We start from the raw sequence: 26477 nt of genomic DNA, 5'->3' as shown, positions 1-26477 counted from the left end.
CTGCGCCCTAGCGCGCCAGTATCAGGCTCATCGCCTCGGCGCGCGTCGCGGCGTCGCGCAGCTGGCCGCGTACGGCCGAGGTCGTCGTCTTGGCGCCCGGCTTGCGTACGCCGCGCATCGTCATGCACATGTGCTCGCACTCGATGACGACGATCACGCCACGCGGCTCCAGGATCTCCATCAGCGAGTCCGCGATCTGCGTGGTCAGTCGCTCCTGGACCTGCGGGCGCCGGGCGAACACATCCACCAGCCGGGCCAGCTTGGACAGACCGGTGATCTTGCCGTCGGTGGACGGGATGTAGCCGACATGCGCCACACCGACGAACGGCACGAGGTGATGCTCGCAGCTGGAGACCAGCTCGATGTCCTTGACCAGCACCATCTCGTCATGGCCCAGATCGAAGGTGGTGGTGAGCACGTCTTCCGGCTTCTGCCACAGCCCGGCGAAGATCTCCTTGTACGCACGTGCCACCCGTGCCGGCGTCTCCAGCAGCCCCTCGCGGTCCGGGTCCTCGCCCACCGCGATGAGCAGCTCGCGGACGGCGTTCTCGGCGCGCTTCTCGTCGAATATGCCGATCTTGCCGTCGACGTCCAGCGTCACAGGGTCCGTCATGTGGTGCCTCGTTCCTTCTGCGCCCGCTCGGATCGCGGTCGAATCGCGAAATGCCGCGCCCCCCAGGCTAAACCTGAGGGGCGCGGCATTTATTCCGGGGCCGCTGGGGCCGCCGGGATGCTCAGCTCTCGGGGCGCTTGTCCTCGGGAACCTCCGCCTTCTCCGTGGAGACGGTGGCGGTCGTCGCGACGGAGCCGTTGGCCGGGGCCAGCTCCTTGGGCGACAGCACCGGCGGACGGGTGGAGGGCGTACGACGCGAGGAGCCGGTCCACGCCGGGCGGGCCGGGCGCTTGACCACGTGCTTGAAGAGCTCGGCGATCTCTTCCTTGTTGAGCGTCTCCTTCTCCAGGAGCGTCAGCACCAGGTTGTCGAGCACATCGCGGTTCTCGACCAGGATCTCCCACGCCTCGTTGTGCGCGGTCTCGATGAGCTTCTTGACTTCCTCATCGACCAGCGCGGCGACCTCTTCGGAGTAGTCGCGCTGGTGACCCATCTCACGGCCCAGGAAGGGCTCGGAGTTGTCGGTGCCGAACTTGATCGCGCCGAGCCGCTCGGTCATGCCGTACTGCGTGACCATCGCGCGGGCCGTTGCGGTGGCCTTCTCGATGTCGTTCGCGGCGCCCGTGGTCGGGTCGTGGAAGACCAGCTCCTCCGCCGCGCGGCCGCCCAGCATGTACGCCAGCTGGTCGAGCATCTCGTTGCGGGTGGTGGAGTACTTGTCCTCGTCGGGCAGGACCATGGTGTAGCCCAGGGCCCGGCCGCGGGACAGGATCGTGATCTTGTGGACCGGGTCGGAGTTCGGTGAAGCCGCCGCGACCAGGGCGTGTCCGCCCTCGTGGTACGCGGTGATCTTCTTCTCCTTCTCGGACATGATCCGGGTCCGCTTCTGCGGGCCGGCCACGACGCGGTCGATCGCCTCGTCCAGGAAGTGGTTGTTGATCAGCTTCTCGTCGCTCCGGGCCGTCAGCAGCGCGGCCTCGTTGAGGACGTTCGACAGATCGGCACCGGTGAAGCCGGGGGTGCGCTTGGCGACGGCCGAGAGGTCGACGTCCGGGGCGACCGGCTTGCCCTTCTGGTGGACCTTGAGGATCTCCAGACGGCCCTGCAGGTCCGGACGGTCGACGGCGATCTGCCGGTCGAAGCGGCCGGGGCGCAGCAGCGCCGGGTCGAGGATGTCCGGGCGGTTCGTGGCGGCGATCAGGATCACGCCGCCCTTCACGTCGAAGCCGTCCATCTCGACCAGGAGCTGGTTGAGGGTCTGCTCGCGCTCGTCGTGGCCACCGCCCAGGCCCGCACCACGGTGCCGGCCGACGGCGTCGATCTCGTCGACGAAGACGATCGCCGGGGCGTTCGCCTTGGCCTGCTCGAACAGGTCACGGACACGGGAGGCACCGACGCCGACGAACATCTCGACGAAGTCGGAACCGGAGATCGAGTAGAACGGGACGCCCGCCTCGCCGGCGACGGCGCGCGCGAGCAGCGTCTTGCCCGTTCCGGGCGGGCCGTACAGCAGCACGCCCTTGGGAATCTTGGCGCCGACGGCCTGGAACTTCGCCGGCTCCTGGAGGAACTCCTTGATCTCGTGGAGCTCCTCGACCGCCTCGTCCGACCCCGCGACGTCCGAGAACGTCGTCTTCGGGGTGTCCTTGGTGATCAGCTTCGCCTTCGACTTCCCGAAGTTCATCACCCGGGAGCCGCCGCCCTGCATCTGATTCATCAGGAACAGGAAGGCGATCGGGATGAGAATGAAGGGGAGCAGCGTCAGCAGCACGCTGACGAACGGGTTCTGCTTCGACGGCGAGACGGTGTACCCGTCCTTGATTTCGCCGGTCTGGTACTTGGCCTGCAGGTTCTTCGCCAGATCGACGCCCTGGTCGCCGATGTAGCTTGCCTGGATCTTGTTGGAGCCGTCGACCTTGTTGGAGCCCGACAGCTCGACCTTGATCTTGTTCTCGTCACCGGTCGTCAGCTCGGCGGACTTCACCTTGTTGTCAGCGATCGCCTTGACGACCTGACCGGTGTCCACCGTCTTGTAGCCGCCGGACGAGCCGACGACCTGCATCAACACGACCACGGCGAGGACGGCCAGCACGATCCACATGACCGGCCCACGGAAGTATCGCTTCACGTCCATCCATACGGAGCCGCTAAGGCCCCGTCCCTCCTGCCACAGTGAGGCACAACGCCCTTGGGAGGGCTGGTCGTGCGTACGGTGTATTACTGGCCCGAAAAAGAACTGCCTTCGGACGGTACCCCAGCATTGTCACCCGGCGCCTGCGCCGACGGTGAACATGCAGCCGAGGATTCCGTTCTCCCTGCTCCAACGGCGAGAAGCCCCGAAGGGTTCCCGCCGGGGTGCAGCGGCCCGTGCGAGCCTCGCCCGGCCACGCCGGCCGGACGAGCGCGAGGACTCCCTCAGCCGCCGTAGACGTGCGGCGCGAGGGTACCGACGAACGGCAGATTGCGGTACTTCTCCGCGAAGTCCAGGCCGTAGCCGACGACGAACTCGTTGGGGATGTCGAAGCCGATCCACTTCACGTCGATGGCTACCTTGGCCGCATCCGGCTTGCGCAGCAGCGTGCAGACCTCCAGCGAGGCCGGCTCGCGCGAGCCGAGGTTCGACAGCAGCCACGACAGCGTCAGGCCGGAGTCGATGATGTCCTCGACGATCAGGACGTGCTTGCCCTTGATGTCGGTGTCGAGGTCCTTGAGGATGCGGACCACGCCGGAGGACTGGGTGCCCGCGCCGTAGGAGGAAACGGCCATCCAGTCCATCGTGACGGGGGTGGACAGCGCGCGCGCCAGATCCGCCATCACCATCACGGCGCCCTTGAGGACTCCGACGATGAGCAGGTCCTTGCCCGCGTACTCCGCGTCGATCTTCGCGGCCAGCTCGGCCAGCTTCGCGTCGATTTCTTGCTTGGTGATGAGCACCGACTGAAGGTCGGTGCTCATGTCCTTGTCGTCCACCCGTGCCACTCTCGCTTGGTTCGGTGTTCACGTCAGTCGTGAGACTTCGGATGCGGGGCAGCGTCTGCGGCTCAGCCCTGCCGAATGACCAGTCTGCCACCCTGCCGACGGACACCGACGCGCCCGGGGAGGTTGATGGCCCCCTGCCCCCGCCAGGCCGTGATCAGCCGGTCCACTTCCTCGATGTGGCGGGCGAAGAGCGAACCGGCCGGTGAACCGGCGCCGATGACGGCCCGGCGCAGAACCCGGCGGCGCACCGCGGGGGGCAGGGCGAACAGGGCGGCGACGTCGAGGGTGCCGGTGTCGTCGAGCACCGTGCCCTCGGCATCGACGGCCCAGGCGTCCAGGGCGTCGGCGTCGTCACGGGAGAGCTGGGCGGTACGGGCCAGCGCCTCGACGACGCCCTTGCCGAGCGCCTTCTCCAGGGCGGGCAGCCCTTCGTGGCGCAGTCGTGAGCGGGTGTAGGCGGGGTCGGCGTTGTGCGGGTCGTCCCAGACGGGCAGCGACTGGATCAGACAAGCCTTGCGGGCGGTCTGGCGGTCCACGTCCAGGAAGGGGCGGCGGTAGCGGCCGTTCCTGCCGCTGGTCGCGGCCATCCCGGAGAGCGAGCGGGTCCCGGAGCCGCGGGCGAGACCGAGCAGCACCGTCTCGGCCTGGTCGTCGCGGGTGTGGCCGAGGAGGACCGCGGAGGCGCCGTGGCGTTCGGCGATGGCGTCCAGGGCGGCGTAGCGGGCGTCACGGGCGGCGGCCTCGGGCCCGCCCACCCGTCCCACGTCCACGGCGATGGCCTCTACCGGGTCGAGCCGCAGGGCCCGCAGCCGCAGGGCGACCTCGGCGGCGCGGAGGTCGGAGCCCTCCTGGAGCCCGTGATCGATGGTGACGCCCCCGGCGCGGACGCCCAACTTGGGGGCCTCGAAAGCGAGAGCGGAAGCGAGCGCCATCGAATCGGCGCCGCCGGAGCACGCGACGAGCACGAGCGGGGGCTCGCGCCGGTCCTGCGCGCAGTCGTGGTTGAGCACGTCGTGGAGTACGCGGCGGACCGCCAGGCGTATCGCGGCGACCGCTGGATGGGGACCCATGTCCGTTTCCAATCGTTCAGCTGGGGAGCCTCGGGCTGCGGACGGCACGCCGTCACACAGAGTGCCTAGATGGTGACAGAGACGAGCGGTTCCCCGAGCATTGCACGCCTATCCATCGGCAACGGTCCCTCAGACGGGTGATTGAAGGGGCGCTCTTCTGCCACGCGGCGTGCCCAGCTCACGCCGTTCGCTTACGGTGCCCCGTCGGCCTTGCGGTGCACCCGCGCGATCCAGTCCGCCGGTTTGGCGATCTCTTGTTTGGTGGGGAGAGTGTTCGGCGACGTCCAGACACGGTTGAAACCGTCCATGCCGACCTCCTCGACGACGGCGCTGACGAACCGCTCACCGTCGCGGTACTGCCGCAGCTTGGCGTCCAGACCGAGCAGCTTACGCAGCGCCTGGTCCAGCCGTCCGGCACCACTGGCCCGGCGCTTTTGGAACTTCTCCCGGATCTCGGCGACCGAGGGCACGACATCCGGCCCCACGCCATCCATCACATAATCCGCATGCCCCTCCAGCAGGGACATCACCGCCGTCAACCTGCCGAGAATCTCGCGCTGCGCGGGCGTCTGTACGAGATCGACGATGGAGCGGCCGCCGTCGTCGCCCTCCTCGCCCTCGGGCTTGGCGCCGGCCAGCGACTGGGCGGCCTCGCGCAGCCGCTCCAGGAGCGTTCCCGGATCGATGTCCGTCTCACCGAGGAACGACTGGATCTCGCCCTCGATGTGGTCGCGCAGCCACGGGACGGCCGTGAACTGGGTGCGGTGGGTCTCCTCGTGGAGGCACACCCACAGCCGGAAGTCGTGCGGTTCCACATCGAGCTCGCGCTCCACATGGACGATGTTCGGAGCGACCAGGAGCAGCCGGCCGCCCTGGGCCGCCGCCGGCAGGTCACGGGAGGCAGGGGCGAACGTCTCGTACTGGCCGAGGACCCGCGAGGCCAGGAACGACAGCAGCATGCCCAGCTCCACGCCGGTCACCTTGCCGCCCACCGCGCCGAGCACCGCGCCACCGGGGACCGTCGAACGGCGGTCCTCCATCTTGGCCAGCAACGGCTTGAGCACGGCCCGGAACCCGGCGACATTGGCCTTGATCCAGCCGGGCCGGTCCACGACCAGGACAGGTGTGTCGTGCGGCAGCTCGCCCGTCGCGTCGGGCTGTGCCATCCGCGTGAACGCGCGGACGTGCGCCTCGGAGGACTTGGCGTGCCTGCGCAGCTCGGCGACGATCGCCCGCGCCTCGTCCCGGCTCACCTCCGGCCCCGGCCGCACGAACCGGGTCGCGGTCGCGACCGCGAGATTCCAGTCGACCATCTCGGTTCCACCGATGCTCGTCATGGGTTCACCGTACGTGGGCGCTCCGCCAGGGGGTAGCGGACCACGTCTTTGGCTTTCCGTCGAGGCGCCCGGGCCTTAGCGACACCCGCAGTTGGCCACCGCCGAGGCGAGTTTGTCGAGGGCCTGTTGGGCGCCCTGGGGGTCGGTGGTGCCGGTGGTCATGAAGGAGAAGACCAGGAGGCGGCCGTCGGCGTCGACGACGGTGCCGGCCAGGGTGTTCACGCCGGTAAGGGTGCCGGTTTTGGCGCGTACGGCGCCGGCGCCGTAGCTCTGGCCCGTGTAGCGGTTGCTGAGGGTGCCGGTGAAGGCGGCCACCGGGAGGCCGGTGACGACGGGGCGCAGGGCGGGGTGGTCGGGATCGGAGGCCTGCAGCAGGAGGTGGGAGAGCAGGGCGGCGGAGACCTTGTCGTCGCGGTCCAGGCCGCTGCCGTCCTCGAAGACGGCGCCGGACAGGGGCAGGTGCGCTCGTTCGAGGGCGGTGCGTACGGCCTTGCCGGCGCCGTCGAAGCTGGCCGGCTGACGGGAGGCGAGGGCGGTCTGGCGGGCCAGCGCCTCGGCGATGTCGTTGTCGCTGTAGGTGAGCATCCGCTCGACGAGCGCCGAGAGCGGGAGGGAGTGGACGGCGGCGAGGCGCTCCGGCTTCTTGGGGGCCTTGGCGCCGGTGGGGTCGCCGTCGACGGTGATGCCGCGCTCGTGGAGGAGGTCGGCGAAGGTGCGGGCGGCGGTATGGGCCGGGTCGGCGTCGCGGGGGGCGGTGCCGTGGTCGCTGTCGTCCAGGCGCGCCTCGTCGGCCATCAGGGGTGTGACGGGGGCGATGTTCTCGTTGGGGCCGATGGGGTGCTCGACGGGGCCCGAGTAGGCGGAGGTGTCGTAGCCCAGGCTGATCTTGGAGAGGTGGCGCTGCTTCAGGGCGCGGGCGGTGGCGTCGGCGAGGGTGCGCAGATTCGCGGGCTGCTCCTCGGCGCCGGGCCGCGGGGCGCGGGCGGTGAGGGTGGGGTCGCCGCCGCCGACCAGGACGATGCGGTCCTTGCCGGCCATGACGACCGTGGTGTCGATGCGGTGGTCGGGGCCGAGTGCGGAGAGCGCGGCGACGGCGGTGGCGAGCTTGACGGTGGAGGCGGGGGTGGCGGCCTTGCCCTGGCCGGCGCCGAAGACCTCGCGGCCCGCGGCGACGTCGAGGACGGAGGCCGTACGCAGCGGGCCCAGCGCCGGATCCTTGAGCAGCGGTGCGAGCGCGTCGGCCAGCCCCTCGTTGGTGGGTACGGGGGCCGCGCCACGGCCTGCGGGGCCGTGCGCGGGGCCGCCGAGCGCGGGCAGTACGGGCGGTGCGCTGGGCGCGGGGCGGTCGGGCCGCGCGGCGTGATGCTCGCCACTGACTCCGTCCACGACGGCCGCCTCCGTGCGCTCGGCCGTACGCTGACCGGAATCCCACGGGCCGGCCGCCGCCACCGCGACGATCGCGACCGTCAGACCGGTGGCCGCGGAGACCGCCGTGAGCCGCCAGGTCTGCTGGGTGTGGCGCGGTGTGGCCTGCCAGGCCTGCCGCGCGGCGTCGGCCGCCGACCGTGCGGACCGCCCCGCCGCGCGCGACGCCGCCCGAGCGGAACGCTGCACCGACTGCCATCTGACCTGCCACGTTCTGGTCTCCGGCACCGCGGACCAGCCCCTTTCGCCACCACACACCTGCGTGGGGGACACTTAATCACCAGACGTATGTGTTGATCATGGAGGAGCCACCCGTGGAGTTCGACGTCACCATCGAGATCCCGAAGGGTTCGCGGAACAAGTACGAGGTGGACCACGAGACCGGTCGGATCCGCCTGGACCGTCGACTCTTCACCTCGACCAGCTACCCGGCCGACTACGGCTTTGTCGAGAACACCCTGGGCGAGGACGGCGACCCGCTGGACGCGCTGGTCATCCTGGACGAGCCGACCTTCCCCGGTTGCCTCATCAAGTGCCGTGCCATCGGCATGTTCCGGATGACGGACGAGGCCGGCGGCGACGACAAGCTGCTGTGTGTCCCGGCGTCCGACCCGCGTGTGGAGCACCTTCGGGACATCCACCACGTGTCGGAGTTCGACCGCCTGGAGATCCAGCACTTCTTCGAGGTCTACAAGGACCTGGAGCCCGGTAAGTCCGTCGAGGGCGCCAACTGGGTCGGCCGCACCGAGGCCGAGGCCGAGATCGAGGCCTCGTACAAGCGGCTCGAGGCGCAGGGCGGCGCGCACTGACGTAGCGCGCTCGCGTCCCGGTATCGGAGCGGGTTTCCCGACCCGCTCCGCGCCGGGAATCGCGCTCTGATTTTCGTACGCGAACGGGCGGCACCCATCCGGGGGCCGCCCGTCGTCCGTGTCACGGCTCCGCCGGGCCGCCGGGCCGGAGTTTGGCGTCAGGGCCAGGGCTTCCCTGCCAAGGCGGCCTGAGTTGCCGACAAGCTGCGAGGGCATCGGGATGGCGCGACGGCGTTGCCCCGGCGCAGGTAGGCGTGCAGGGCCGGAGAGAAAGAGGCCTGACCGCGTGTCAGAGCACCGCGGCGGCGTGCAACGGCTGGATCCGTCGTCGAGGACGATGCCGGGCAGTCGATGACGCCGCCGCGTGCCAGGAGCTGGGGCCACAGAAGGTCGGCCCCCGGTCGTTCGGGTGCGGGGACGCGGCTCCGGCCGGGTGCCGATGGCGGGCATGACCTGCTACAAGCCGGGCGAGCGGTCCCGGACCTGCTACGCGGTGCGCGAGTACAGTGGGTGCAAGGACCAGCCGAAGGGCTTCACCCGGCGGGACTTGCACGACCTTCTCATCCGAGCGCGCAGCCGAAGTTCAGGCGCAGTACAAGAGGTTGGCCTACGCCATGCAGCAGATCCGGGCCCGCCGGTGTTCCGGAGAGCGCCCTCCCCCATCTGGTGGGGATGATGCGCTGACCCTGTCGGAGACGGCTGGACTTCAGCGCCTTCGATAAGTCAGCGGCGGCTTTGTGCGGAAGATGTCTGGGTCACTCGCAGGTTTGGCACGGCTCACTTTTTGACGTACAGGAACTGGTAGAGCATCCAGAGGTCGGCGACCTTCACCAGCTTCTCGTGGCAGACATACTGACGCCACTTTCCGTCAGCTACTCCTCGGTCGCCTTCCTTGCGGCAGGCGGCATCGGTACCCATGAACGAGCGCTCAAGGACGTAGCCGGCCGGCGGATTCCAGTCCCCCTGGGTCGAGCGAGAGGTAGCTGCTTCGCCCGCCGGGATCGCGATCTGGCTGGGCGCCTTCATCGCCAAGGTCTGGGGAGCCGACGCCGCCTGCGCACTGCCCTGAGTGGCGATGGCGAACGTGACACCAGCCGTGGCGACGCCCACGGCCGCGGTAATCTTTTTGATGTTCATGACTTCATCCTTTGCGGTCAAGATCGCGTCCGAAAGGGTCCTGTCCAGGAAGGCGATGACGCCGTGATCACACGAGCCACCTCGGTAACTCCTCGCCCCTGACCAGGAGTTACCGAACGGCCCTCAGGCAGATGCGGGGGCGGGAGCCACAGAAGTCTTCTCGGCCAGCGCCACGCGCTTCCCGTCCTGAGAGAGGACGTAGAGAAGTGCCGGGTGAGTGGCCCCGAAGGCCAGCACAAAGCGGTTGAGCCCCATGAACTGTCCGATTCCCAAGTGGAACAGCGTCATCGAGCCGAGCCAAGCCTTCGCCGCGGGCTTCGGCAGCACGAAGACCAGCGGGAAACCGATCTCTGCGGCGACCGTTCCCCAGGTAATGAGCTTCCCCAGCATCGGATGCTTGTGCACGAGCTTGAAGATGCGCTGGTCCCCGTAGTTGTGCGTACGGATGACTCCGCTGAACGCCTCGCCGCTGAGCCACACCGGGGAGACCAGCTTGACCACGCCGGACGCGACGTACGAGATGGTCGTCTCCAGAGCCAGTGCGCGCATGGCCACGTCGCGGGCCTTCTCACCGTCCTTGAAGGTGCCGGTCGAGGCGAGGACAACGTTGACCACCTGCTGAAGCTGGTCGGCACCGTCCCCACCGAAGGGGGTGTGCAGCCGTCCGGCCGCGCCCGTCACCGCCAGCACGGCGCTGCCCGCCGTGCGTACGCCGCGCTTGTGACCCCAGATCAGCGTGGCGGCAGAAGCACCCGCCTGTACTCCGTACAGGGCGACCGCGGCCTTCTTGGAGCTGAGGGCGCGGGTCAGCCGGGGAAATCGCTTGGCGAACTTGGGGCGCATGCTCTCCAGCTGGCCACTCAGCAATTCGCCTTCCGCGAACTTATGAGTCTGGCTCAGCATTTCCACTGCGGAGATCAGCGTACCCAGCGAAGCCACTCGGCGTGCCGTGACCTCGGGCGGAGCGCTGAGAGACATGGTGAGTGCTCCTGATGTGTTGATACGAGTACGGTGGGTATTGGAAAGCGGCGGCACGGTATGCGTATCGGGCGTACCGTGCCGCCGCTGTCTTTCATCAACCGCGGCTAACGATGCCGGTCAGCATCGCCTGCCAGTCGGCTGTGTCAGCCGGCGACCTTCTGGGTAACCGCGTTGACCGCAATGGCGGTCGCGGAGGTCACCGCGACGCCGATCGGCACGGCCTCGGGGGTCGCGATGGTGGCCAGCGGGGTAATCATGGTCGGGGCCGCGTGGGCACCGACCTGGCCCGGCTGCACGTCAGCCAGCTGGGTGTTGGCAAATTCAGCCACAACAGACATTGCTGTCCTTCTTTCTCTCTGATTGTCACAGCGAGTTCTCCAGCCGTTCGGCGGGAGGGCACGAACTCACGCGGTGCGGAGATGCCCGGGTGAGCTCGCGGCTTCCAGCCGAGGGGGTTGATCGGCCCGCTATGCGGCTACGGGAAATGCGGCCGTTTTCGAGGTGCCGTCTTCCTCCAGCGGGAATTCCATGGAGACGAAGACGGGTTCGATCTGCCGGTCTGCCGGGCTGGTGGGGTACGACTGCATCAGCAGGAACTGACTGTGCGAGGCACCTTCGGCATGGGGCAGATGGAGCTGGATGTAGCGGGAAAGCAGCCGGTACCCGGCGCCCCACGCCACGGGACGCACATCCGATCCGAAGGCCGCCGCACGGGCGATGGTGTCCTGGCTCGCGTCGAACAGGGCCTTCGGGGAACGGTTGCGGGCATTCCACGCCAGTGCGTACCACGGCCTGTCGGTGGTGATCGGAACCTCCACCCACTCACCGGGCTTGCCGTCTGTGACGTCCCGGTAGAGAAGATGGCTGTCCTTGACTCCGGGGTTCGGCCCGAAGAAGCGCCAGTTCGGGGTCGGTATCCGCCACATCCCGCGCCGCAGGAGATCGTCGAAGCGCCGCTCGGGCAGTTGTGCCGCAGCCGTCGCCACCAGCCAGGCGGCGAGTGACGCCGTGACAGCGACTGTCTTTACGCGTTCCTTGTTCATGCGCACGCTCACGTCAGTTCCTCTTCCCGCTCCGCGGCCCGCTCGGCAGCCGGGCGGTCCTTGGCGGACTGCGGCCGCTCCAGGCCGGTCCGCCCGGAGGGCGGTTCCTCGGCGATCAGCTCCGCCACCTGTTCTGCGTGCTCCGGAACAGAGAGGAGGGACTCATGATCGGAGCCATCGATGAGCTGGTGCCGGGAGTTCGTCGAGATGGCGGCCAGCCTGGCCTGGACCGCGTGGTGTGCGGCGTTGTCACCCTTGTTGTTCTCCGCCGTGATCACGGTCAGCGGGCAGTCCAGGGAGGTCAGTTCCGGATAGGTCATCATGTCCCGGTACTCCCGGTGAGCCGTGGCCCATACACGGGGGCGCGCCAGGAACGCTGTGTAACTCCGGTTGATCTCCGGGCGGTATTGCTGGTTCACGTTCAGCGCCGGACGGAAGGCCGACAGGCCCGCCCATGCATACACCTGCTCCATCAGCAGCGACTGATAGGCCCATCGGTCGGCGTCGGTGCGGCGGGACCTGCGAAGGTTGATCACTTCAGTGGCGTCGATCATGACCACCGCAGCCACATCCTTCACCGCGTCCGGATGGAGCGACGCGTAGGCCCCGACGAGGTATCCGCCCACGGAGTGACCTGCCAGCACAACCGGGAGGTTGGAGATGTACGTATCGCGCAACTCCTGCAACAGCGCGAAGTGCCGCTCCAGACCGTATTGAGTGGCCGGCGTGCTGAGACCGTAGCCGGGACGGTTGAACCGCACATACCCCATGTCTGCGGGAAGTGCGCCGCAAACCCAGTCCCAGTATTCGTGGGGCGTACCCAGCCCATTGTCGAGCAGGACGACGCGCCGGGCCTGAGGAGGAATATGGACGTCAACCTCTATCAGGCTGCCATCCGGCCTCTCGTGCATCAGGTAACGGCGCTCACGTTCACGCTTACCCGTGCTTCGGATTACTGCACCGGTCAGAAGGCTTGCGCCGGCCAGTCCCGCAACGCCTACGGCAAACTGACGCTCCAAGGACGCCACATTCCCTCCCCCGTGATTCGAAGTGGCTGTTACCCGGAAACCTAACACGCGGTGCCGGGATAAAGTAATGAGTTAGTTGACTCTCTGGCCCGGATGGGTATTCCCCCGGGGCTGCGGAATGCGGCCGACTGCGCTCCGGGTGTGCTTCCGGAGTTCTATGTACAGCTCGCCTATCGTGGCCTTCAGTGTGGCGTTTTCTTTGATCAGTTCGGCTATCCGGGATGCGTTCTCGGAGTTCCTGCCGCCCTCACCAGCCAGGCCATTACGGCCTCCCTCAATAAACTGTCTACGCCAGTTTGATACGGACTGCTCGGAGACTCCGGCCTCCCGCGCGGCTTCCGCTGCGGTCAGTTCACCGGTCACCACTCTGAGTACGAGAGCGAATTTCTTGTCTGTCGGCAATACCGGAGGACGTCCCACGTGCAACACCTCTTCTGTCATCTGTGTTTCTGTGGGCTGCCCTCAGGGCTTGACGTAGCAACAGATGAACATGGGGGCCCGCTCGCTGTACGGGCTGCCGTCCCATCGCGCCATATGGGCTTCGGGCTCCAGCCCGGCCGCGCGGGCATAGCCGTCGACGTCCTCCGGAGTGGTCAGCCGGGTGAGTTCGGAACCCACCCTGGTGGTGCCGTCGGCCTGGTACAGGATGTGCGAGCAGTGCCACAGGTCGCCGTCGAGCAGCGTGGAATGGGTCTGCACACCGGTCCCGGGCTCCGGGTAGGGGACGAAGTAGGTGGTGCGGGTCCGCCCCTCGTGAAGTTCGAGGATCGGCGGCTTGTTGTGCGTCTCGATTACCAGCCTGCCGCCGGGGACGAGGAGGTCGGCCGCTCGCTGAACGGCCTTCTGCTGGTCCTCGGGAGTGGTGAGGATCGACAAGGTCGCACACACGCAGTACACCAGCCCGTAACGGGATTCCGAGGTGTAGTTGCGAATATCCCCGTGTACCGCGGTGACGTCTCCGCCGTCCTTCAGCTTGACGCGCAGCGCGTCCAGCATCTCCGGCGCGGAGTCCACACCTGTCACCTGGCCGATGCTCTCGGAGAGCGGGAGGGCAATCCGTCCCGTACCGACACCGAATTCAATGGTCCCCGCCTCGGGCGCGGGGTGGAGGGCCAACAGCCCCTTTACCGCCTCAGCGGTAATCCTGTCGTCCGGGATCAGCCGGTCGTACCAGCCCTCGAACTGCCTTCCATAGCCAATGTCTTCAACCCCGTTTGTCACCGATCTCCCTTTCTTTACCCCCACAATCAATGCCTATGGGAACGTCATGAAGACGAGAGCCGGAGCGAGGCAAAACGTGATGCACCAACAAAGGCGGCTGAATGGTAGAACCGCAGCCGTCTGCATGGTTGGTCGGACCAGCAGTTCCTCTAGGCCCAGTGGTGATGCATCAACTACCTGTGGGGGAAGGTAACTTGACTTACCACACTATCAGGCCAATCTCTTGGCTGGCAATCGATATCTGGCTCAACGCACGTCCTTTACTGGCAGTTGACGGAGCAACAGACAAGCGTACCGCGAGCGAGGATGTCCGAATTCGTCAGGACACTCACTTGGGTGTCAGGCTGGGCACGCTGCGTATACCAAAACAATGCCGGAGTGCGGAGAGAGCCGCCAAGTAGCCGGACATGCCGTGCACACTGGGCCCCGGAGGGGTGGCCGAGGAGCACAGGAACACACCGGGCAACGGCGTGCGGTACGGGTCGAGGCGGGGGACGGGCCGCGCGATGCTCTGATATAGCGTCATCGCACCGGACCCGATGTCGCCGCCCACATAGTTGGGGTTATAGGTCTCGTACGAGGCGGCCGCTATGGAGCGGTGGGCGATGATCGTGTCCCCGAAGCCCGGGGCGTATCGCTCGATGCGGGCACGAACCAGTTCGTAGGGGTCGGTGGGATCCCCGTTCGGCACGTGCGCGTACGCCCACACGGGGCGCTTCCCCGGCAGCCCTCGCCCTGGATCCGTCACCGCCGGGTCCACAACGAGGACGAAGGGCTCCCTGGTGCGTACTCCGCGTGCGTTCGCCGTCTCCTGCCGGACCATCTCCGCATGTGTGCCGCCCAGATGCACCGTTCCGGCGCGGCCCACAGCCGGGTCGGACCAGGGGATCGGCTCGGAGACCAGGAAGTCCACCTTGGCGGCGCCCGGACCGTAACGGAAGCGCTCCAGACCGCGCGCGTAGGTGCGGGGCAGCCGGTCGCCGGCGAGGGCCAGGAAGCCCTTGGGACTGGTATCGAGCAACACCGCGCGTGCGCCGTGCAGTTCGGCCAGGTCCTCCACGGGGCACCCGGTGTGGAAGACGCCGCCGTGCGCGGTGATGTCCTCGGCCATCGCCGCCGCGATACGGCCACTGCCGCCACGCGGTAGCGGCCACCCCGTCCCGTGCGCCAGGTGGCCGAGCAGCATGGCCACCGCGCCGGACGCGAGGCTCGGCAGCTTGCCGACCGCATGCGCGGCGACGCCGGTGAGCAGGGCGGCCGCCTCCTCACCGCGGAAGCGTGCCGCACCGAGCCCGCTGCCGTGGACCGCCACCCGGCTTGCCAGCAACAGGGCGGCCGCAGAGTCCCGCGGCAGACTGCGCTGCCCGGAAAGGACCAGGTCGACGACCGCTTCGCTGTGCTCGAGCAACGGGCCCATCAGCCGCCGCCAGCGCGGACCGTCGGGGCCCAGGTGCGCGCAGGTCTCCGCCAGTGAGCGGTAGGCCAGGGCGGCCCGGCCCCCGTCCAGCGGATGGGCGTAGCTGATCTCGGGATGCAGGAGCTCGACCCCGCGGGCCGCCAGGCCGAACGCGCGGAAGAACGGAGAAGCGGCGGCCATGGGATGGACGGCGGAGCAGATGTCGTGCACGACGCCGGTGTCGAAGAGAGGGGCGGTGCGCAGCCCACCTCCAATGGTCCCGGCTGCCTCGTAGAGCTCCACTCGCAGGCCGGCACGGGCCAGGACCACGCCGGCCGCGAGGCCGTTGGGGCCGGTGCCCACGATGGCGACGTCGGAGGTATTCACCACCGCTCCTCACTCCTGATGGGCCGAAGCTGCAACGTCTGCTCGGTGAGGCCGACATACGGAGGCCAGCCGAACGCGAAGGAGGGCGGAGGCGCCCACGGTTCCACCCGCACCGGGCCGGTCGCCGGGGCGACGCCGCCGGGCTCGGCGTGCAGTTGCGAGCCGGCCAGCCGCCGGTAGAGCTCGTCGTGCTCCATCAGGTCCCGGTGCACGCCGGTGGCCCGGACTCTGCCTCCCTCCATCACCACGATCTTGTCGGCGTCGATCACCGTGGAGATCCGGTGGGCGATGGCGATGACCGCGCACTGCCGGGAGACTCGGCGCAACACGTCGCGGAAGTCCCGCTCCGAGTCGGAGTCCAAGTTGGAGGTGGCCTCGTCCAGCAGCATGACCGCGGGCTTCTGCAGCAACGTGCGGGCGATGCACAGGCGTTGGCGCTGACCGCCGGACAACCCGCTGCCCTGGTCGCCGAGTTCGGTGTCGAGGCCGTGCGGGAGATTGGCGATCACCGATGTGAGACCGGCCATCTCCACCGCCTCCTGGATGGCGTCCTCACCGGCGTGTGGATTGGCGTAGGTCAGATTCTCCCGGACGGTGCCGCGCATGGCCGCGCTGTCCTGCTGGACATAGCCGACCAGCCCGCGGACCGTGTCGAGTGGCAGCGCCTCGATGTTCTGCCCACCGAGCTGAACGCGGCCGCCGTCCGCCGCGTAGAAGCGTTCGATCAGCTGGAACATGGTGGTCTTGCCCGCGCCTGAAGGCCCGACCACCGCCGTCAGCCCGCGCGCCGGCACGCTGAACGAGACGCCGTGGAGAACCTGCGACTTCTCCTCTTGCTTCCCGCGCCGGTAAGCGAAGCGTACGTCGTGGAATTCGACCGCCGGCCGGTGCGGGGCCAGCGGCCCGAGGGGCACGGGGCCCGCTGCATCCGCCGACTCGTTGCCTTCCTGGGGCAGGCGGGCGAGCTCGTCCACCCTCTGGACGGCGGCTCGGCCCTGGACGAACTGGCCCACCCCCATGAAGAACATCACCAGCGGCGACACCAGTTGGAACAGATACATGATGAACGTGGTCAGGCTGGCCATGTCCATCTCGCCGCGGGCCACCCAGGACATTCCGACGCCCACGACGACGGCCAGCGCGCCTTGTGTGCCGACGTTCATGGAAGGCATCAGCAGTGCGTTGTAGGCGTTGACCCGGATACCCGAACGCCGTGCCTTGTCGGCCAGCTTGCCGATGCGGGCGGCCTCACGCGGCTCGGCGCGGGATGCCTTTACCGTGGGTAGCGCGGAGAGCACACGCTGTACGTCACTGGCGAATTCGCCGGTGTCATCCTGGTTCTCCAGAGCGACCTTGCGCAGCTTACGAGCGAGCGCAATGGAGGTGATGCTGGCGACTCCCAGGCAGCTGATGGTGATGACCATCAGCCACAGGTCGAGGATGAACATCAGCACGACGCCGCCTATTACCGTGGCGCCGCTGATGACCAACTGGGCGAGACTCTGCGAGAGCGCAATCTTCACCAGTGCGGTATCGGTGACCGTGCGGGTGAAAATATCGCCCTGCGGCTGCTTTCCGAACGCGGTGAGGTCGGCGCGCAGAAGCCGTCCGGTCAAGATGTGACGGACGTCGTAGACGATATTCTCCCCGGCCCGCCCGATGACGTAGGCCTGAAGCGAAGAGAAGAGAGCACCCGCGCAGAAGAGGCCGACGAGCTGCGCGATGGGGCGGGTCATCGAGGCGCCCCCGCCCGCCGCCTCGATCAGTTTGCCGATGGCCCAGGGCTGGGCGAGCGAGGCGCCTACCCCCAGCAGACCGAGCATCACGCCTGTGAGCAGCAGCCCGGTGTGCTGTCTGGCGACACTCGCGACCGACCCGGCGCCGCTTGTGGCCCCGCCTCTCGGGCTCGCGTTTTTCACGTGACTCGCCATGAGCGCTCCCCCCACTTTGACGACGGTCACGGCGAATGTGCGCGCCAGTAGGGCAGCCCTGCCCTACAACCCCCGTCGACAAGATGTTCGAAGCTAACACGCCACATGGCATAAAGTTATGAGTTAGTTGACCCACCGGCGCACACCGTTCGGAGGAATGGGAGCCGTACGCGACCGGCGTAAGTTAATGACTCCGTTGTTTACGTGACGCGTTCCCCGAGGGGGACACCACGGTTGCTCCATGACTGAGGAGGACCGGAGCACGTCTCGCTGTTACGCCGCCTTGAGGAACTCTTGAGGAACTGGCGAAGCTTCCGCTACGGAACAGCTGACAGGAAGCGAACGGACTGTAGTGGCGGAAACCCTGATACACGACTTCCGAGATGCAGAATGACCAATTGCCTGCTGAAGTGCCACCTGCATCTGCACATCCGTGCTCGACGGGGTAACAGCAGTATGGAAAGCCTTTGCACTCCTCAGTACCGGGACTCCCTGCCACGCAGTGACCGCCCCGGGAGTGACCGTCTCCACGTGGCTGTTTGCGTAGGCACTGACCTGGGTCGGTACAGAAAAGTCCATGGACATGCCACCCGCCCGCCATTCAGAGACAGGCGTGAATTGCACCAAAGACGAACGGAGCACACGCCAACCGCCATCACGTCACGTGAACCACCGGCTGTAGCACCAAGGGCTGTCCCTTAGAAGCCGCGGGTGCGCTTGGCCGCACGGCGGCCGGCGCCGGCCTCCAGCAGGCCGGGCGCGCGCAGGAACAGCCGGGCGACCTCGGCGCCGAGGTTGACCCCGACGGCGATGGCCAGCGCCAGCGAGACCGCCTGGATCAGGGACGCGAAGCCCTGCTGCATGCTGCCCTGGGCGAAGTTCAGCAGGCCGAAGTAGGTGGCGCTACCGGGCAGCAGCGGGCCGATGGCCGCGGTGACGTACGGCAGCGCGGACGCATAGCGGTAGCGGGAGAGCAGCTGGCCGAAGAGGCCGACCAGACCGGCGGCGATGGCGGTGGCGGGCACCGGGTTGACGTGCGCGGTGACGGCCAGCGCCCCGTACACGGCCCAGGCGACACCGCCGTTGATCGTTGCGAATGCCACGGTGTGACGTTCCTGCTGGAGCAGTACACAGAACGCCAGCGCCAGCAGCATCGCCGCGACGGTCTGCACCAGCGGCTCGTTGTAGAGCCGGAACGCCTCCTCCGGGTTGAGCCGCTTGAGGCCGGGGTTCAACTGAAGGCCGATGTAGAGCACGGTGAGCACGCCGACGACGATGCCGACGATGAGGTAGCCGACCTCCAGCAGACGGGCGGCGGCGGTGATGTAGTAGCCGGTCAGCCCGTCGTGCACGCCGGCGACCAGCGCCCGCCCCGGGATCAGCGCGAACAGCCCACCGGTGATCACCGCGGAGGCCTGCACATTGGCGTGCGCCAGGCCGAAGGCGACGCCCACCGCGGCGGGCGGCATCGCCGCGCCCACGAACTGGTAGAACTCCGGCAGCCCGCGCCCGGACGCGAGCCAGGCCAGCCGGTCACCGAGCATCGAGCCCACCGCGGCCGCGAGGAACACCAGCAGCCCGCCGCCGACCAGCATCGACGCGGCGCCGGACAGCAGCCCGGAGGCCACCGTCAGCGCCCAGCTCGGATACGGGTGACGGTTACGGCGGATCTCGGCGAGGCCACGGTAGGCCTCTTCGAGGGTGATGCCCTCAGAGGTGATCTCGTCGACGAGCCGGAAGACCGCGGACAGCCGGGTGTAGTCGACACCGCGGCGCCGTACCGTCCTGCTCGACGTCACCGGGTCGTCGACCAGTGAGGGCTGGTACGAGATCGACAGCAGCGTGAAGGTGACGGTCGGCTCGACGCGCTCCAGCCCGTAGGCGTGCGCGACACCGAACATCGCGGCCTCGACGTCCTCCGCGCCCTCACCGCCGGCCAGCAGGATCTCGCCGATACGCAGCGTCAGGTCGAGTACGCGGGGTACGGCCGGGCCGGCCTCCTCGTCATGGCGCTCGAAGCGCTCGGGGACCGGCCGCTCCCCCACCGGCATCCGGAGCATCGTCCGCATCCGGTCCTGCCAGGGGGCTTCCTTGGTCAGGCGGACGGCGGGGATGCCGTGCGGCGGGGTGAAGGCGAGGCTCATGGCGGTGGCGCCGGCCGGCAGCGGGGTCTGGCCGGTGGTGCCGCTGGGCGGCGCGAACGCCGAGCCCTCCTGCTCGCTCGGCGCCTCCGGGCGCAGGCCCGCGGGCAGCGCGAACTCGGAGGTGGGGTGCTCGTCCTCGGGGAGCGGCGGATAGGGCACGCCCAGCGGCGGGGTGAACGCGCTGTGTGCCTCGTCCGGCTGCGGCTTGCGCTCCTCGGGGGGACCGGTGTGGTCCGAGGCTCCGCTGCTGCCGCTGCTGCCATGCGTGCCGTTGGTGCCGCGCTGGCCGCGCTGTGGGTCCGACGCCACGGATCTTCGCTCCTTGTAAGCCTCCTGCCGGATGTCAAGGACACGATGCCTGATGGCGCTGCGATGTGCTTGCTTGGGGCCCTACGTTGCCGGCTGCGACGCCGTGTCGCCTACGGCGGACGGCTGCCGCAGCCGGGTCGTCAGCGCTTCGCGTGGCGGCCGCGGCGGCCGGGCTCCGCCGTCGCGCCGTGCGGTCCCGGCTGCGCGGGCGGGCCGGCCGGGGCCGCGTTCTTCGACTTGCTGCGGGCGCGGAGGAACTCGATGGCGATCGGGACCACGGAGATCAGCACGATCGCGACCAGGATCAGCTCGATGTGCTTGTGGACGAACTCGACATTGCCCAGCGAGGCGCCGAGGAGCGTGACACCGGCGCCCCACAGGGCGCCGCCGATGACGTTGAAGGTCAGGAAGGAGCGGTAGTTCATCCGGCTCACGCCCGCGATGATCGGCGTGAACGTACGGACGATCGGCACGAAGCGGGCAAGGATCAGCGACTTGGGGCCGTACTTCTCGAAGAACACATGCGCCTTCTCCACGTTCTCCTGCTTGAAGAGCCGGGAGTCGGGGCGCTTGAAGAGCGAGGGGCCGACCTTGCGGCCGAAGAGATAGCCGGCCTGGTCGCCCAGGACGGCGGCCAGCACGACCAGTGAGCACACCGCCCACAGCGGCTTGTCCAGCTTGTTGGTCGTCACCAGCAGACCGGTGGTGAACAGGAGCGAGTCGCCCGGCAGGAAGAAGCCGATCAGCAGGCCGGACTCCGCGAAGACGATGACCAGGACGCCGATCAGGCCGAATGTCGCGATCAGATAGTCCGGGTCCAGCCACTGCGGGCCGAGCGCGAGAGTATTCACGGGGCGAAGGCTCCTGGGTCGAGGGCGCCGGATCGTGCGGTGCGACGAGCGAAGCGACGGGGTGAAGGCGCGTGTGCGGCCCAAAACTATCAACGCCAGGTGGCCCCCCTTGGTTCCAGGCGGGCGCAGCCGGCGCCCGCCGGTCCCCACCCGACCGCTCCCCGACCGCTGGCCGCACCCGCCGGGCCGGGTGATGCTGGCCCGTAAGGAGGTGCGCACCATGGGCATCGAGAATTACGGCGGCGGACAGCAGACGCAGTCCGACGTCCTGGTGGTGACGACCAATGACGTCCCGGGGTTTCACGTGGACCGGGTGATCGGCGAGGTCTTCGGCCTGACGGTGCGCTCACGGCACCTCGGCAGCCAGATCGGCGCGGGCCTGAAGTCGCTGGTCGGCGGCGAGCTGCGGGGCCTGACCAAGACCCTTGTCGAGACCCGTAACCAGGCGATGGATCGGCTGGTGGAGCAGGCCCGCTCGCGCGGTGCGAACGCGGTGCTGATGTTCCGCTTCGATGTCACGGAGGCCGCCGACGTGGGCACCGAGGTGTGTGCCTACGGGACGGCCGTGGTGCTCGCCCCGCAGAGCTGAGCCCCCAAGAAGACAGACCGTACGGGCCGGGTGCGCGCTCCCCGGCCCGTACGGATCACTGGTGACGGGCCGCGTTGGCCAGGATCGCGTCACGCATATAGACGGCGAGGCCGGTCCTGATCGCCTCGTAGGTGGCGGTGAAACGCTCATCGGTGACATACATCTCGCCGAGGCAGGTGTGGATCTCGTGGCTGCACTCGTAGTACGCACCACAGATGAACAGCCGGTGCTCCTCGGCGACACCCATCGCCGCCTCCGAGTCCGCCGGCACGCCCTGGGCGAGCTGATCCGCCATCTTGCCGTGGATGGCGTTGAGCTCGGCCGTCAGCCGCTTCCAGTCGTCCTTGGTGTACGCGGCCGTCCTGCGCTGCGACTCCTTGTAGCCCTCGGTGTCGCCCCAGCGCTCCTCGACCTCCGCGGCGTGCTCGTCGGGGTCGTAGTCCCCGAAGGCCTCGAACTTCTCCTCCGGTGTGAGCCGTACATTCATCCTGCGTGCCTCCATCGCGTGTTCGACGGCGGCGGCCATCTCCTGGAGTTTGGCGATCCGTGCGGTCAGCAGGTCGTGCTGGCGCCGCAGATGCTGCTGCGGGTTCGCGCGTGGATCGTCCAGGAGGGCCGCGACCTCGTCGAGCGGAAAGCCGAGCTCCCGGTAGAACAGGATCTGCTGCAGCCGGTCCAGGTCGTCATCGCCGTAGCGCCGGTGACCCGCGTGGTTGCGCTCGCCGGGCTGCAACAGGCCGATCTCGTCGTAGTGGTGCAAGGTGCGCACCGTCACGCCGGCGAAGGCCGCGACCTGCCCTACCGAATAGCTCACTTCCGCTCCCTTCTCGGTACGCACTCCACGATGTGACCTCACGCCACGTGAGGTGCAAGTCCGCATCCTGAAAACCCGGTGAGGGGACGGATCGGGGGGTGCGATCCTGCCGCACATGCTGGGGATAACGGATCTGTCGACATATCTGGTGGGACTGGCGCTGATCATTCTGCTGCCGGGCCCGAATTCGCTCTACGTCGTCTCGGTGGCGGCGCGGCGCGGCCCGCGGGTGGCGTACCGGGCGGCGGCCGGTGTGCTGTGCGGTGACACGGTACTGATGACGCTGTCGGCGGGCGGGGTGGCCTCGCTGCTGCAGACCAGCCCGGTGCTGTTCGCGATCGTCAAGTTCGCCGGCGCGGGCTATCTGACGTGGCTCGCGGTCGGGATGCTGCGCGGCGCCTGGGCGCTGTGGCGCGGCCGGGAGACGCGCAAGGCGGCGCGGAGCGACGGGGCGCCCGAGGCGCCGAAGGAGGCCGTCGAGCGGCCGTTCCGCAGGGCGCTGGTGGTCAGCCTGCTCAACCCGAAGGCGATCTTGTTCTTCATCTCCTTCTTCGTGCAGTTCGTGGATCCGGCCTATGCCCATCCGGTGCTGTCGTTCCTGACGCTGGGCGCCTGGGCGCAGCTGTTCAGCTTCACCTATCTGTCGGTCCTGATCTTCAGCGGGACGTTTCTGGCGGCGACCTTCCGCCGCCGCAAGCGGCTGACGGCCGGGCTGTCCGCGGGCGCCGGCGCGGCGTTCCTCGGCTTCGCCGCGAAGCTGTCGCTGGCCAGCGCGAGCTGAGCAGGCCTTGAACGGACCGCCGAGTACGCGGTGAGCGGGCGCTGAGTAGGCACTGAGCACTGCCCCACGGCCGTACGGGAACGGGCGGGTGGCCACCCTCGACAGGTGGCCGCCCGCCCGTCGCGCTTCCACTGGCCGAACCCTGGAGGCCATACACCCCTTATGCCCTTATTGTCGGGTTCCAGGAGGTACGCCCATGCCCGTGCACGACGTGAAGGTCGCCGTCATCTACTACTCCTCGACCGGCACCATCGCCGAGCTCGCACAGCTGATCGCGGACGCCGCCGAGCACGCCGGGGCCGACGTACGACTGCGCCGGACGGCCGAACTCGCCCCGCAGACCGCGATCGACGCCAACCCGGCCTGGGCGGCCAACGCCAAAGCCACGGCGGACATCCTGGAGGCCACCCACGAGGACATGCTCTGGGCGGACGCGGTGATCTTCGGGACCCCCACCCGCTTCGGCAATGTGACCTCCCAGCTCAAGCAGTACCTCGACACCCTGGGCGGCCTCTGGCAGCAGGGCAGGCTGGCCGACAAGGTCTACAGCGGCTTCACCGCGAGCGCCACCCCGCACGGCGGCCAGGAATCCACCCTGCTCGCGCTCTACAACACCGTCCACCACTTCGGCGGCATCCTCATCGCACCGGGCTACACCGACCCGGCGAAGTTCACCGACGGCAATCCCTACGGCACCTCCCATGTCGGCGGCCCGGAAACGCCGCTCGACGACCCCGCCCGCACCGCCGCCCGCATCCAGGCGGTGCGCGTGGTGAAGTTCACCAAGGCCATCAAGCACGGCCTTTCACAGGCCAGTTGACGGGTAGTGGCGACAGATGACTCTGCACAAAGGCGCATCGGCAGCCGACCGTAAGCACACCGGGCACCCGGTCAACCCCTTCTACGGCGAGGCCGACCCCGTCGCCGGCATGGCCACCTCACCACCGCGGCACACGCTGCCCGACGGACCGGTCTCCCCCCACACCGCCTATCAGTTCGTGCACGACGAGCTGATGCTGGACGGCAACTCCCGGCTGAATCTGGCGACGTTCGTGACGACCTGGATGGAGCCGCAGGCCGGCGTCCTGATGGCAGAGTGCCGGGACAAGAACATGATCGACAAGGACGAGTACCCGCGCACCGCCGAACTGGAGAAGCGGTGTGTGGCGATGATCGCCGACCTGTGGCACGCCCCCGTGCCGTCGGCCGCCGTCGGCTGCTCCACCACCGGGTCGAGCGAGGCCTGCATGCTCGCCGGGATGGCCTTCAAGCGGCGCTGGATGCAGCGCAACCAGGACCGCTATCCGGGCAAGGCCCGGCCCAACCTCATCATGGGCGCCAACGTCCAGGTCTGCTGGGAGAAGTTCTGCAACTTCTGGGAGGTCGAGGCGCGCCAGGTCCCGATGGAGGGCGACCGCTTCCACCTCGACGCGGCCTCCGCGGCCGAGCTGTGCGACGAGAACACCATCGGCGTGGTGGCGATCCTCGGCTCGACCTTCGACGGGTCCTACGAGCCGGTGGCCGAGATCTGCGCGGCGCTCGACGAGGTCCAGGAACGAACGGGCTGGGACATCCCGGTCCATGTGGACGGCGCGTCCGGCGCCATGATCGCGCCGTTCCTCGACCCGGAGCTGGTGTGGGACTTCCGGCTGCCGCGGGTCGCCTCCATCAACACCTCCGGCCACAAATACGGCCTGGTCTACCCGGGCGTCGGCTGGGCGCTGTGGCGCGATCAGCAGGCGCTTCCCGAGGAGCTGGTCTTCCGCGTCAACTACCTGGGCGGCGATATGCCGACCTTCGCGCTCAACTTCTCCCGGCCCGGCGCCCAGGTCGCCGCGCAGTACTACACCTTTCTGCGGCTCGGCCGGGACGGCTACCGCGCCGTACAGCAGGCGACCCGGGACGTGGCCCGCTCGATGGCCGAACGGATCGGCGCACTGGGCGACTTCACGCTGCTCACCCGTGGCGATCAGCTGCCGGTCTTCGCCTTCACCACCGCCGACGACGTCACCGCCTTCGACGTCTTCGATGTGTCCCGGCGGATGAAGGAGCGCGGCTGGCTGATCCCCGCCTACACCTTCCCGCCGAACCGCGAGGAGCTGTCCGTCCTGCGCGTGGTCTGCCGCAACGGCTTCTCCCAGGACCTCGCCGATCTGTTCCTCTCGGACCTGGAACAGCTGCTGACCGAACTCAGGGAACAGCCGTGCCCGTTGGAGCGGCCGGAGAATGTCGCCACGGCCTTCCACCACTGAGCCCGTCCGGCGGATCCCGGCGAACGACGGGCGAAGACGACACCGGCCCCCGATCGGTCACACTTGATCAACGATCGTCCTCGGGGTGGACGTCCTTCGTCGCGTACGGGTTGTCCACCCCGTCCCCGAGCACCCCCACGAACGGCTCCCCCTCGCCGGCGAAGACGTACGCCCCGCCCTCGATCCGCTCGATCAGCCCACGCGTCCACTCGGCGCCGCTGTCCGCGGAGTGCACCCACATGTTCATGATCTCGCCGATATGGCCGAGCTGTCCGGGCCCTTCCTCGGGTGTGTAGTACTCGGTGACCGTGCTCCGCCACTCCTGGAGCGCCCGCACCCGCTCCTTGAGCAGCGCCACCGCCTCGTCCCGCGGCAGATCGACGACGAAGCCGATGGCCGCGCTGAGCATGTCGACCTTCTGGTCGGGCTGGGCCAGCGCCGCGCGCAGCAGCGCGAAGAACTCCGCCTCGCCCGCCGCGGTCAGCTCGTACTCGGTACGCGGCGGACCGCCGGCGGTGCTCGGCGCGAGGTCATGGGCGCGCAGCAGCCCCTGCTTGGCCATCTGCTTGAGCGCGTGGTAGATCGAGCCGGGCTTGGCGTTGGACCACTCGTGGGCGCCCCAGTACTCCAGGTCGTTGCGCACCTGATAGCCGTGCGCCCGGCCGTGCTGCCGCACAGCGCCCAGTACCAACAGCCGGATCGCCGACATCTCTCCTCCATCCCTCGCGCGCCCTTGCCGTCAGCCTAGAGCGCGCCGGGACGGGACCCGCGCTACGCCTCCCGCGCCCCGCGCTCCTCGTCCACCAGCTCAAAGGCCGTCTTGCCGTCCAGGGATTCCCGGATGATGTCGGCATGGCCCGCGTGCCGGGCCGTCTCCTCGATCAGGTGCAGCACCAGCCAGCGCATCGACTGACGGGCCTCCGGCGGGAACCACGGGGCCTTCGGCAGCGGGAAGGTGTCGTCCAGGCTCGGCACGGTGCGGATGAACTCCTCCGTGCGCCGCGCGACGCCGTCCCAGAACGTCAGCACGTCCGCCAGCGTCCGGCCGTCCTCCAGCTGGAAGCTCAGATGCCAGGTGTCCTGGTTCCGCTCGATGGAGTGCGGCCGCTCCTGCGCGGTCTCCAACCAGCCCTGCTCGGTCTCCGCGACATGCTTGACCAGCCCGGCCAGCGTCAGCTCACTGGCGCTCGGCCGCTCCGTCGCCCGGTCGTCGGTCAGCCCCAGGACCGCCCGCCGCAGCCCGCCGCGCTGCGCCTCCAGGAAGGCCAGCAGCGCGCCGCGCTCATCACCATGGGCCTCGGCCAGAACGTGAGTGGGCATGAGAATCGCCTTTCGTGACATCCCTGGGCGGCCGGCGCTTCGCCGTCCGCCCTCCGACAT

At 68.5% G+C, this 26477-nt stretch carries 25 protein-coding genes and 1 pseudogene; 6 read left to right on the top strand and 20 right to left on the bottom strand.

The window, feature by feature from the left end:
- Positions 1-7: 7 nt before the first annotated feature.
- From folE to dacB, 6 genes are all read right to left on the bottom strand, one after another.
- A complete protein-coding gene (gene folE, locus KI385_RS25675; RefSeq protein ID WP_238574534.1) occupies positions 8-613 on the bottom strand; it encodes a GTP cyclohydrolase I FolE in 606 nt (201 codons plus the stop codon).
- Positions 614-734: 121 nt separating this feature from the next.
- Positions 735-2747, bottom strand: coding sequence for an ATP-dependent zinc metalloprotease FtsH (ftsH, locus tag KI385_RS25670; RefSeq protein ID WP_238574533.1), 2013 nt, complete (start codon positions 2745-2747; stop codon positions 735-737).
- Positions 2748-3028: 281 nt separating this feature from the next.
- Positions 3029-3568 (bottom strand): hypoxanthine phosphoribosyltransferase, encoded by a 540-nt coding sequence (gene hpt / locus KI385_RS25665; protein ID WP_128511914.1) that lies wholly within the window; start codon positions 3566-3568, stop codon positions 3029-3031.
- Positions 3569-3654: 86 nt separating this feature from the next.
- The gene (gene tilS, locus KI385_RS25660; RefSeq protein ID WP_238574532.1) at positions 3655-4662 is read right to left on the bottom strand and encodes a tRNA lysidine(34) synthetase TilS; all 1008 of its coding nucleotides are present in this window, start codon (positions 4660-4662) and stop codon (positions 3655-3657) included.
- A gap of 191 nt (positions 4663-4853) precedes the next feature.
- Positions 4854-5999: a zinc-dependent metalloprotease gene (locus tag KI385_RS25655; protein ID WP_238574531.1), complete on the bottom strand. Its 1146-nt coding sequence runs from the start codon at positions 5997-5999 to the stop codon at positions 4854-4856.
- A gap of 75 nt (positions 6000-6074) precedes the next feature.
- Entirely contained in the window at positions 6075-7652 is a 1578-nt protein-coding gene (gene dacB, locus KI385_RS25650) for a D-alanyl-D-alanine carboxypeptidase/D-alanyl-D-alanine endopeptidase (protein ID WP_425356951.1), read from the bottom strand.
- Positions 7653-7738: 86 nt separating this feature from the next.
- On the opposite strand from dacB, the gene KI385_RS25645 reads away from it, so the two are divergent.
- Together KI385_RS25645 and KI385_RS44635 are read left to right on the top strand one after the other, a co-directional pair.
- Entirely contained in the window at positions 7739-8233 is a 495-nt protein-coding gene (locus tag KI385_RS25645; protein WP_108151010.1) for an inorganic diphosphatase, read from the top strand.
- Between the two features lie 269 nt (positions 8234-8502).
- A pseudogene (locus tag KI385_RS44635) lies at positions 8503-8828 on the top strand (IS630 family transposase); the annotation flags it as partial.
- Positions 8829-9010: 182 nt separating this feature from the next.
- Here KI385_RS44635 and KI385_RS25640 read toward each other — a convergent pair.
- The 11 genes from KI385_RS25640 to KI385_RS25590 form a co-directional block, all read right to left on the bottom strand.
- A complete protein-coding gene (locus tag KI385_RS25640; protein WP_238574529.1) occupies positions 9011-9370 on the bottom strand; it encodes a hypothetical protein in 360 nt (119 codons plus the stop codon).
- 123 nt (positions 9371-9493) lie between these two features.
- Positions 9494-10348 (bottom strand): hypothetical protein, encoded by an 855-nt coding sequence (locus tag KI385_RS25635; protein WP_238574528.1) that lies wholly within the window; start codon positions 10346-10348, stop codon positions 9494-9496.
- A gap of 146 nt (positions 10349-10494) precedes the next feature.
- Entirely contained in the window at positions 10495-10689 is a 195-nt protein-coding gene (locus KI385_RS25630; protein WP_238574527.1) for a linaridin family RiPP, read from the bottom strand.
- 129 nt (positions 10690-10818) lie between these two features.
- The gene (locus KI385_RS25625) at positions 10819-11406 is read right to left on the bottom strand and encodes a hypothetical protein (RefSeq protein ID WP_238574526.1); all 588 of its coding nucleotides are present in this window, start codon (positions 11404-11406) and stop codon (positions 10819-10821) included.
- A complete protein-coding gene (locus KI385_RS25620; protein ID WP_238574525.1) occupies positions 11403-12422 on the bottom strand; it encodes an alpha/beta fold hydrolase in 1020 nt (339 codons plus the stop codon). Before KI385_RS25620 ends, KI385_RS25625 begins: the two co-directional genes overlap by 4 nt.
- Positions 12423-12494: 72 nt before the next feature.
- Positions 12495-12863 carry a helix-turn-helix domain-containing protein gene (locus KI385_RS25615; RefSeq protein ID WP_238574524.1) on the bottom strand — a complete coding sequence of 123 codons (369 nt, stop codon included), beginning with the start codon at positions 12861-12863 and terminating at the stop codon, positions 12495-12497.
- A gap of 21 nt (positions 12864-12884) precedes the next feature.
- Positions 12885-13643, bottom strand: coding sequence for a class I SAM-dependent methyltransferase (locus tag KI385_RS25610; protein ID WP_238574523.1), 759 nt, complete (start codon positions 13641-13643; stop codon positions 12885-12887).
- Positions 13644-13971: 328 nt separating this feature from the next.
- Positions 13972-15426 carry a phytoene desaturase family protein gene (locus KI385_RS25605; RefSeq protein WP_238574522.1) on the bottom strand — a complete coding sequence of 485 codons (1455 nt, stop codon included), beginning with the start codon at positions 15424-15426 and terminating at the stop codon, positions 13972-13974.
- Positions 15423-17357 (bottom strand): ABC transporter ATP-binding protein, encoded by a 1935-nt coding sequence (locus KI385_RS25600; RefSeq protein WP_238574521.1) that lies wholly within the window; start codon positions 17355-17357, stop codon positions 15423-15425. The genes KI385_RS25605 and KI385_RS25600 overlap by 4 nt, the downstream gene beginning before the upstream one ends.
- 698 nt (positions 17358-18055) lie before the next feature.
- Positions 18056-19810, bottom strand: a complete 1755-nt coding sequence (locus KI385_RS25595; RefSeq protein WP_238574520.1) for a threonine/serine exporter family protein — start codon at positions 19808-19810, stop codon at positions 18056-18058.
- A 140-nt stretch (positions 19811-19950) separates the two neighbouring features.
- Positions 19951-20661 carry a DedA family protein gene (locus tag KI385_RS25590; protein ID WP_238574515.1) on the bottom strand — a complete coding sequence of 237 codons (711 nt, stop codon included), beginning with the start codon at positions 20659-20661 and terminating at the stop codon, positions 19951-19953.
- Between the two features lie 220 nt (positions 20662-20881).
- On the opposite strand from KI385_RS25590, the gene KI385_RS25585 reads away from it, so the two are divergent.
- The gene (locus tag KI385_RS25585) at positions 20882-21250 is read left to right on the top strand and encodes a YbjQ family protein (RefSeq protein WP_238574509.1); all 369 of its coding nucleotides are present in this window, start codon (positions 20882-20884) and stop codon (positions 21248-21250) included.
- 55 nt (positions 21251-21305) lie between these two features.
- Here KI385_RS25585 and KI385_RS25580 read toward each other — a convergent pair whose 3' ends face one another.
- Positions 21306-22064: a MerR family transcriptional regulator gene (locus KI385_RS25580; protein WP_238574507.1), complete on the bottom strand. Its 759-nt coding sequence runs from the start codon at positions 22062-22064 to the stop codon at positions 21306-21308.
- Positions 22065-22179: 115 nt separating this feature from the next.
- Between KI385_RS25580 and leuE the strand changes: the two genes are divergently transcribed.
- The 3 genes from leuE (at position 22180) to gad (ending at position 25097) form a co-directional block, all read left to right on the top strand.
- The gene (gene leuE, locus KI385_RS25575) at positions 22180-22845 is read left to right on the top strand and encodes a leucine efflux protein LeuE (protein ID WP_238574506.1); all 666 of its coding nucleotides are present in this window, start codon (positions 22180-22182) and stop codon (positions 22843-22845) included.
- Positions 22846-23041: 196 nt separating this feature from the next.
- Entirely contained in the window at positions 23042-23665 is a 624-nt protein-coding gene (gene wrbA, locus KI385_RS25570) for an NAD(P)H:quinone oxidoreductase (protein WP_128509613.1), read from the top strand.
- 16 nt (positions 23666-23681) lie between these two features.
- Positions 23682-25097 (top strand): glutamate decarboxylase, encoded by a 1416-nt coding sequence (gad, locus tag KI385_RS25565; RefSeq protein ID WP_238574504.1) that lies wholly within the window; start codon positions 23682-23684, stop codon positions 25095-25097.
- A 67-nt stretch (positions 25098-25164) separates the two neighbouring features.
- Here the strand turns inward: gad and KI385_RS25560 are convergent, their stop codons facing one another.
- A complete protein-coding gene (locus tag KI385_RS25560; RefSeq protein WP_238574502.1) occupies positions 25165-25806 on the bottom strand; it encodes a PadR family transcriptional regulator in 642 nt (213 codons plus the stop codon).
- A gap of 62 nt (positions 25807-25868) precedes the next feature.
- Entirely contained in the window at positions 25869-26417 is a 549-nt protein-coding gene (locus KI385_RS25555) for a DinB family protein (protein WP_238574494.1), read from the bottom strand.
- Between the last annotated feature and the right edge of the window lie 60 nt (positions 26418-26477).

This window comes from Streptomyces inhibens, assembly GCF_022221585.1.
Classification (GTDB): Bacteria; Actinomycetota; Actinomycetes; order Streptomycetales; family Streptomycetaceae; genus Streptomyces; species Streptomyces inhibens.
This window is presented reverse-complemented; position numbering and strand designations above follow the sequence as displayed.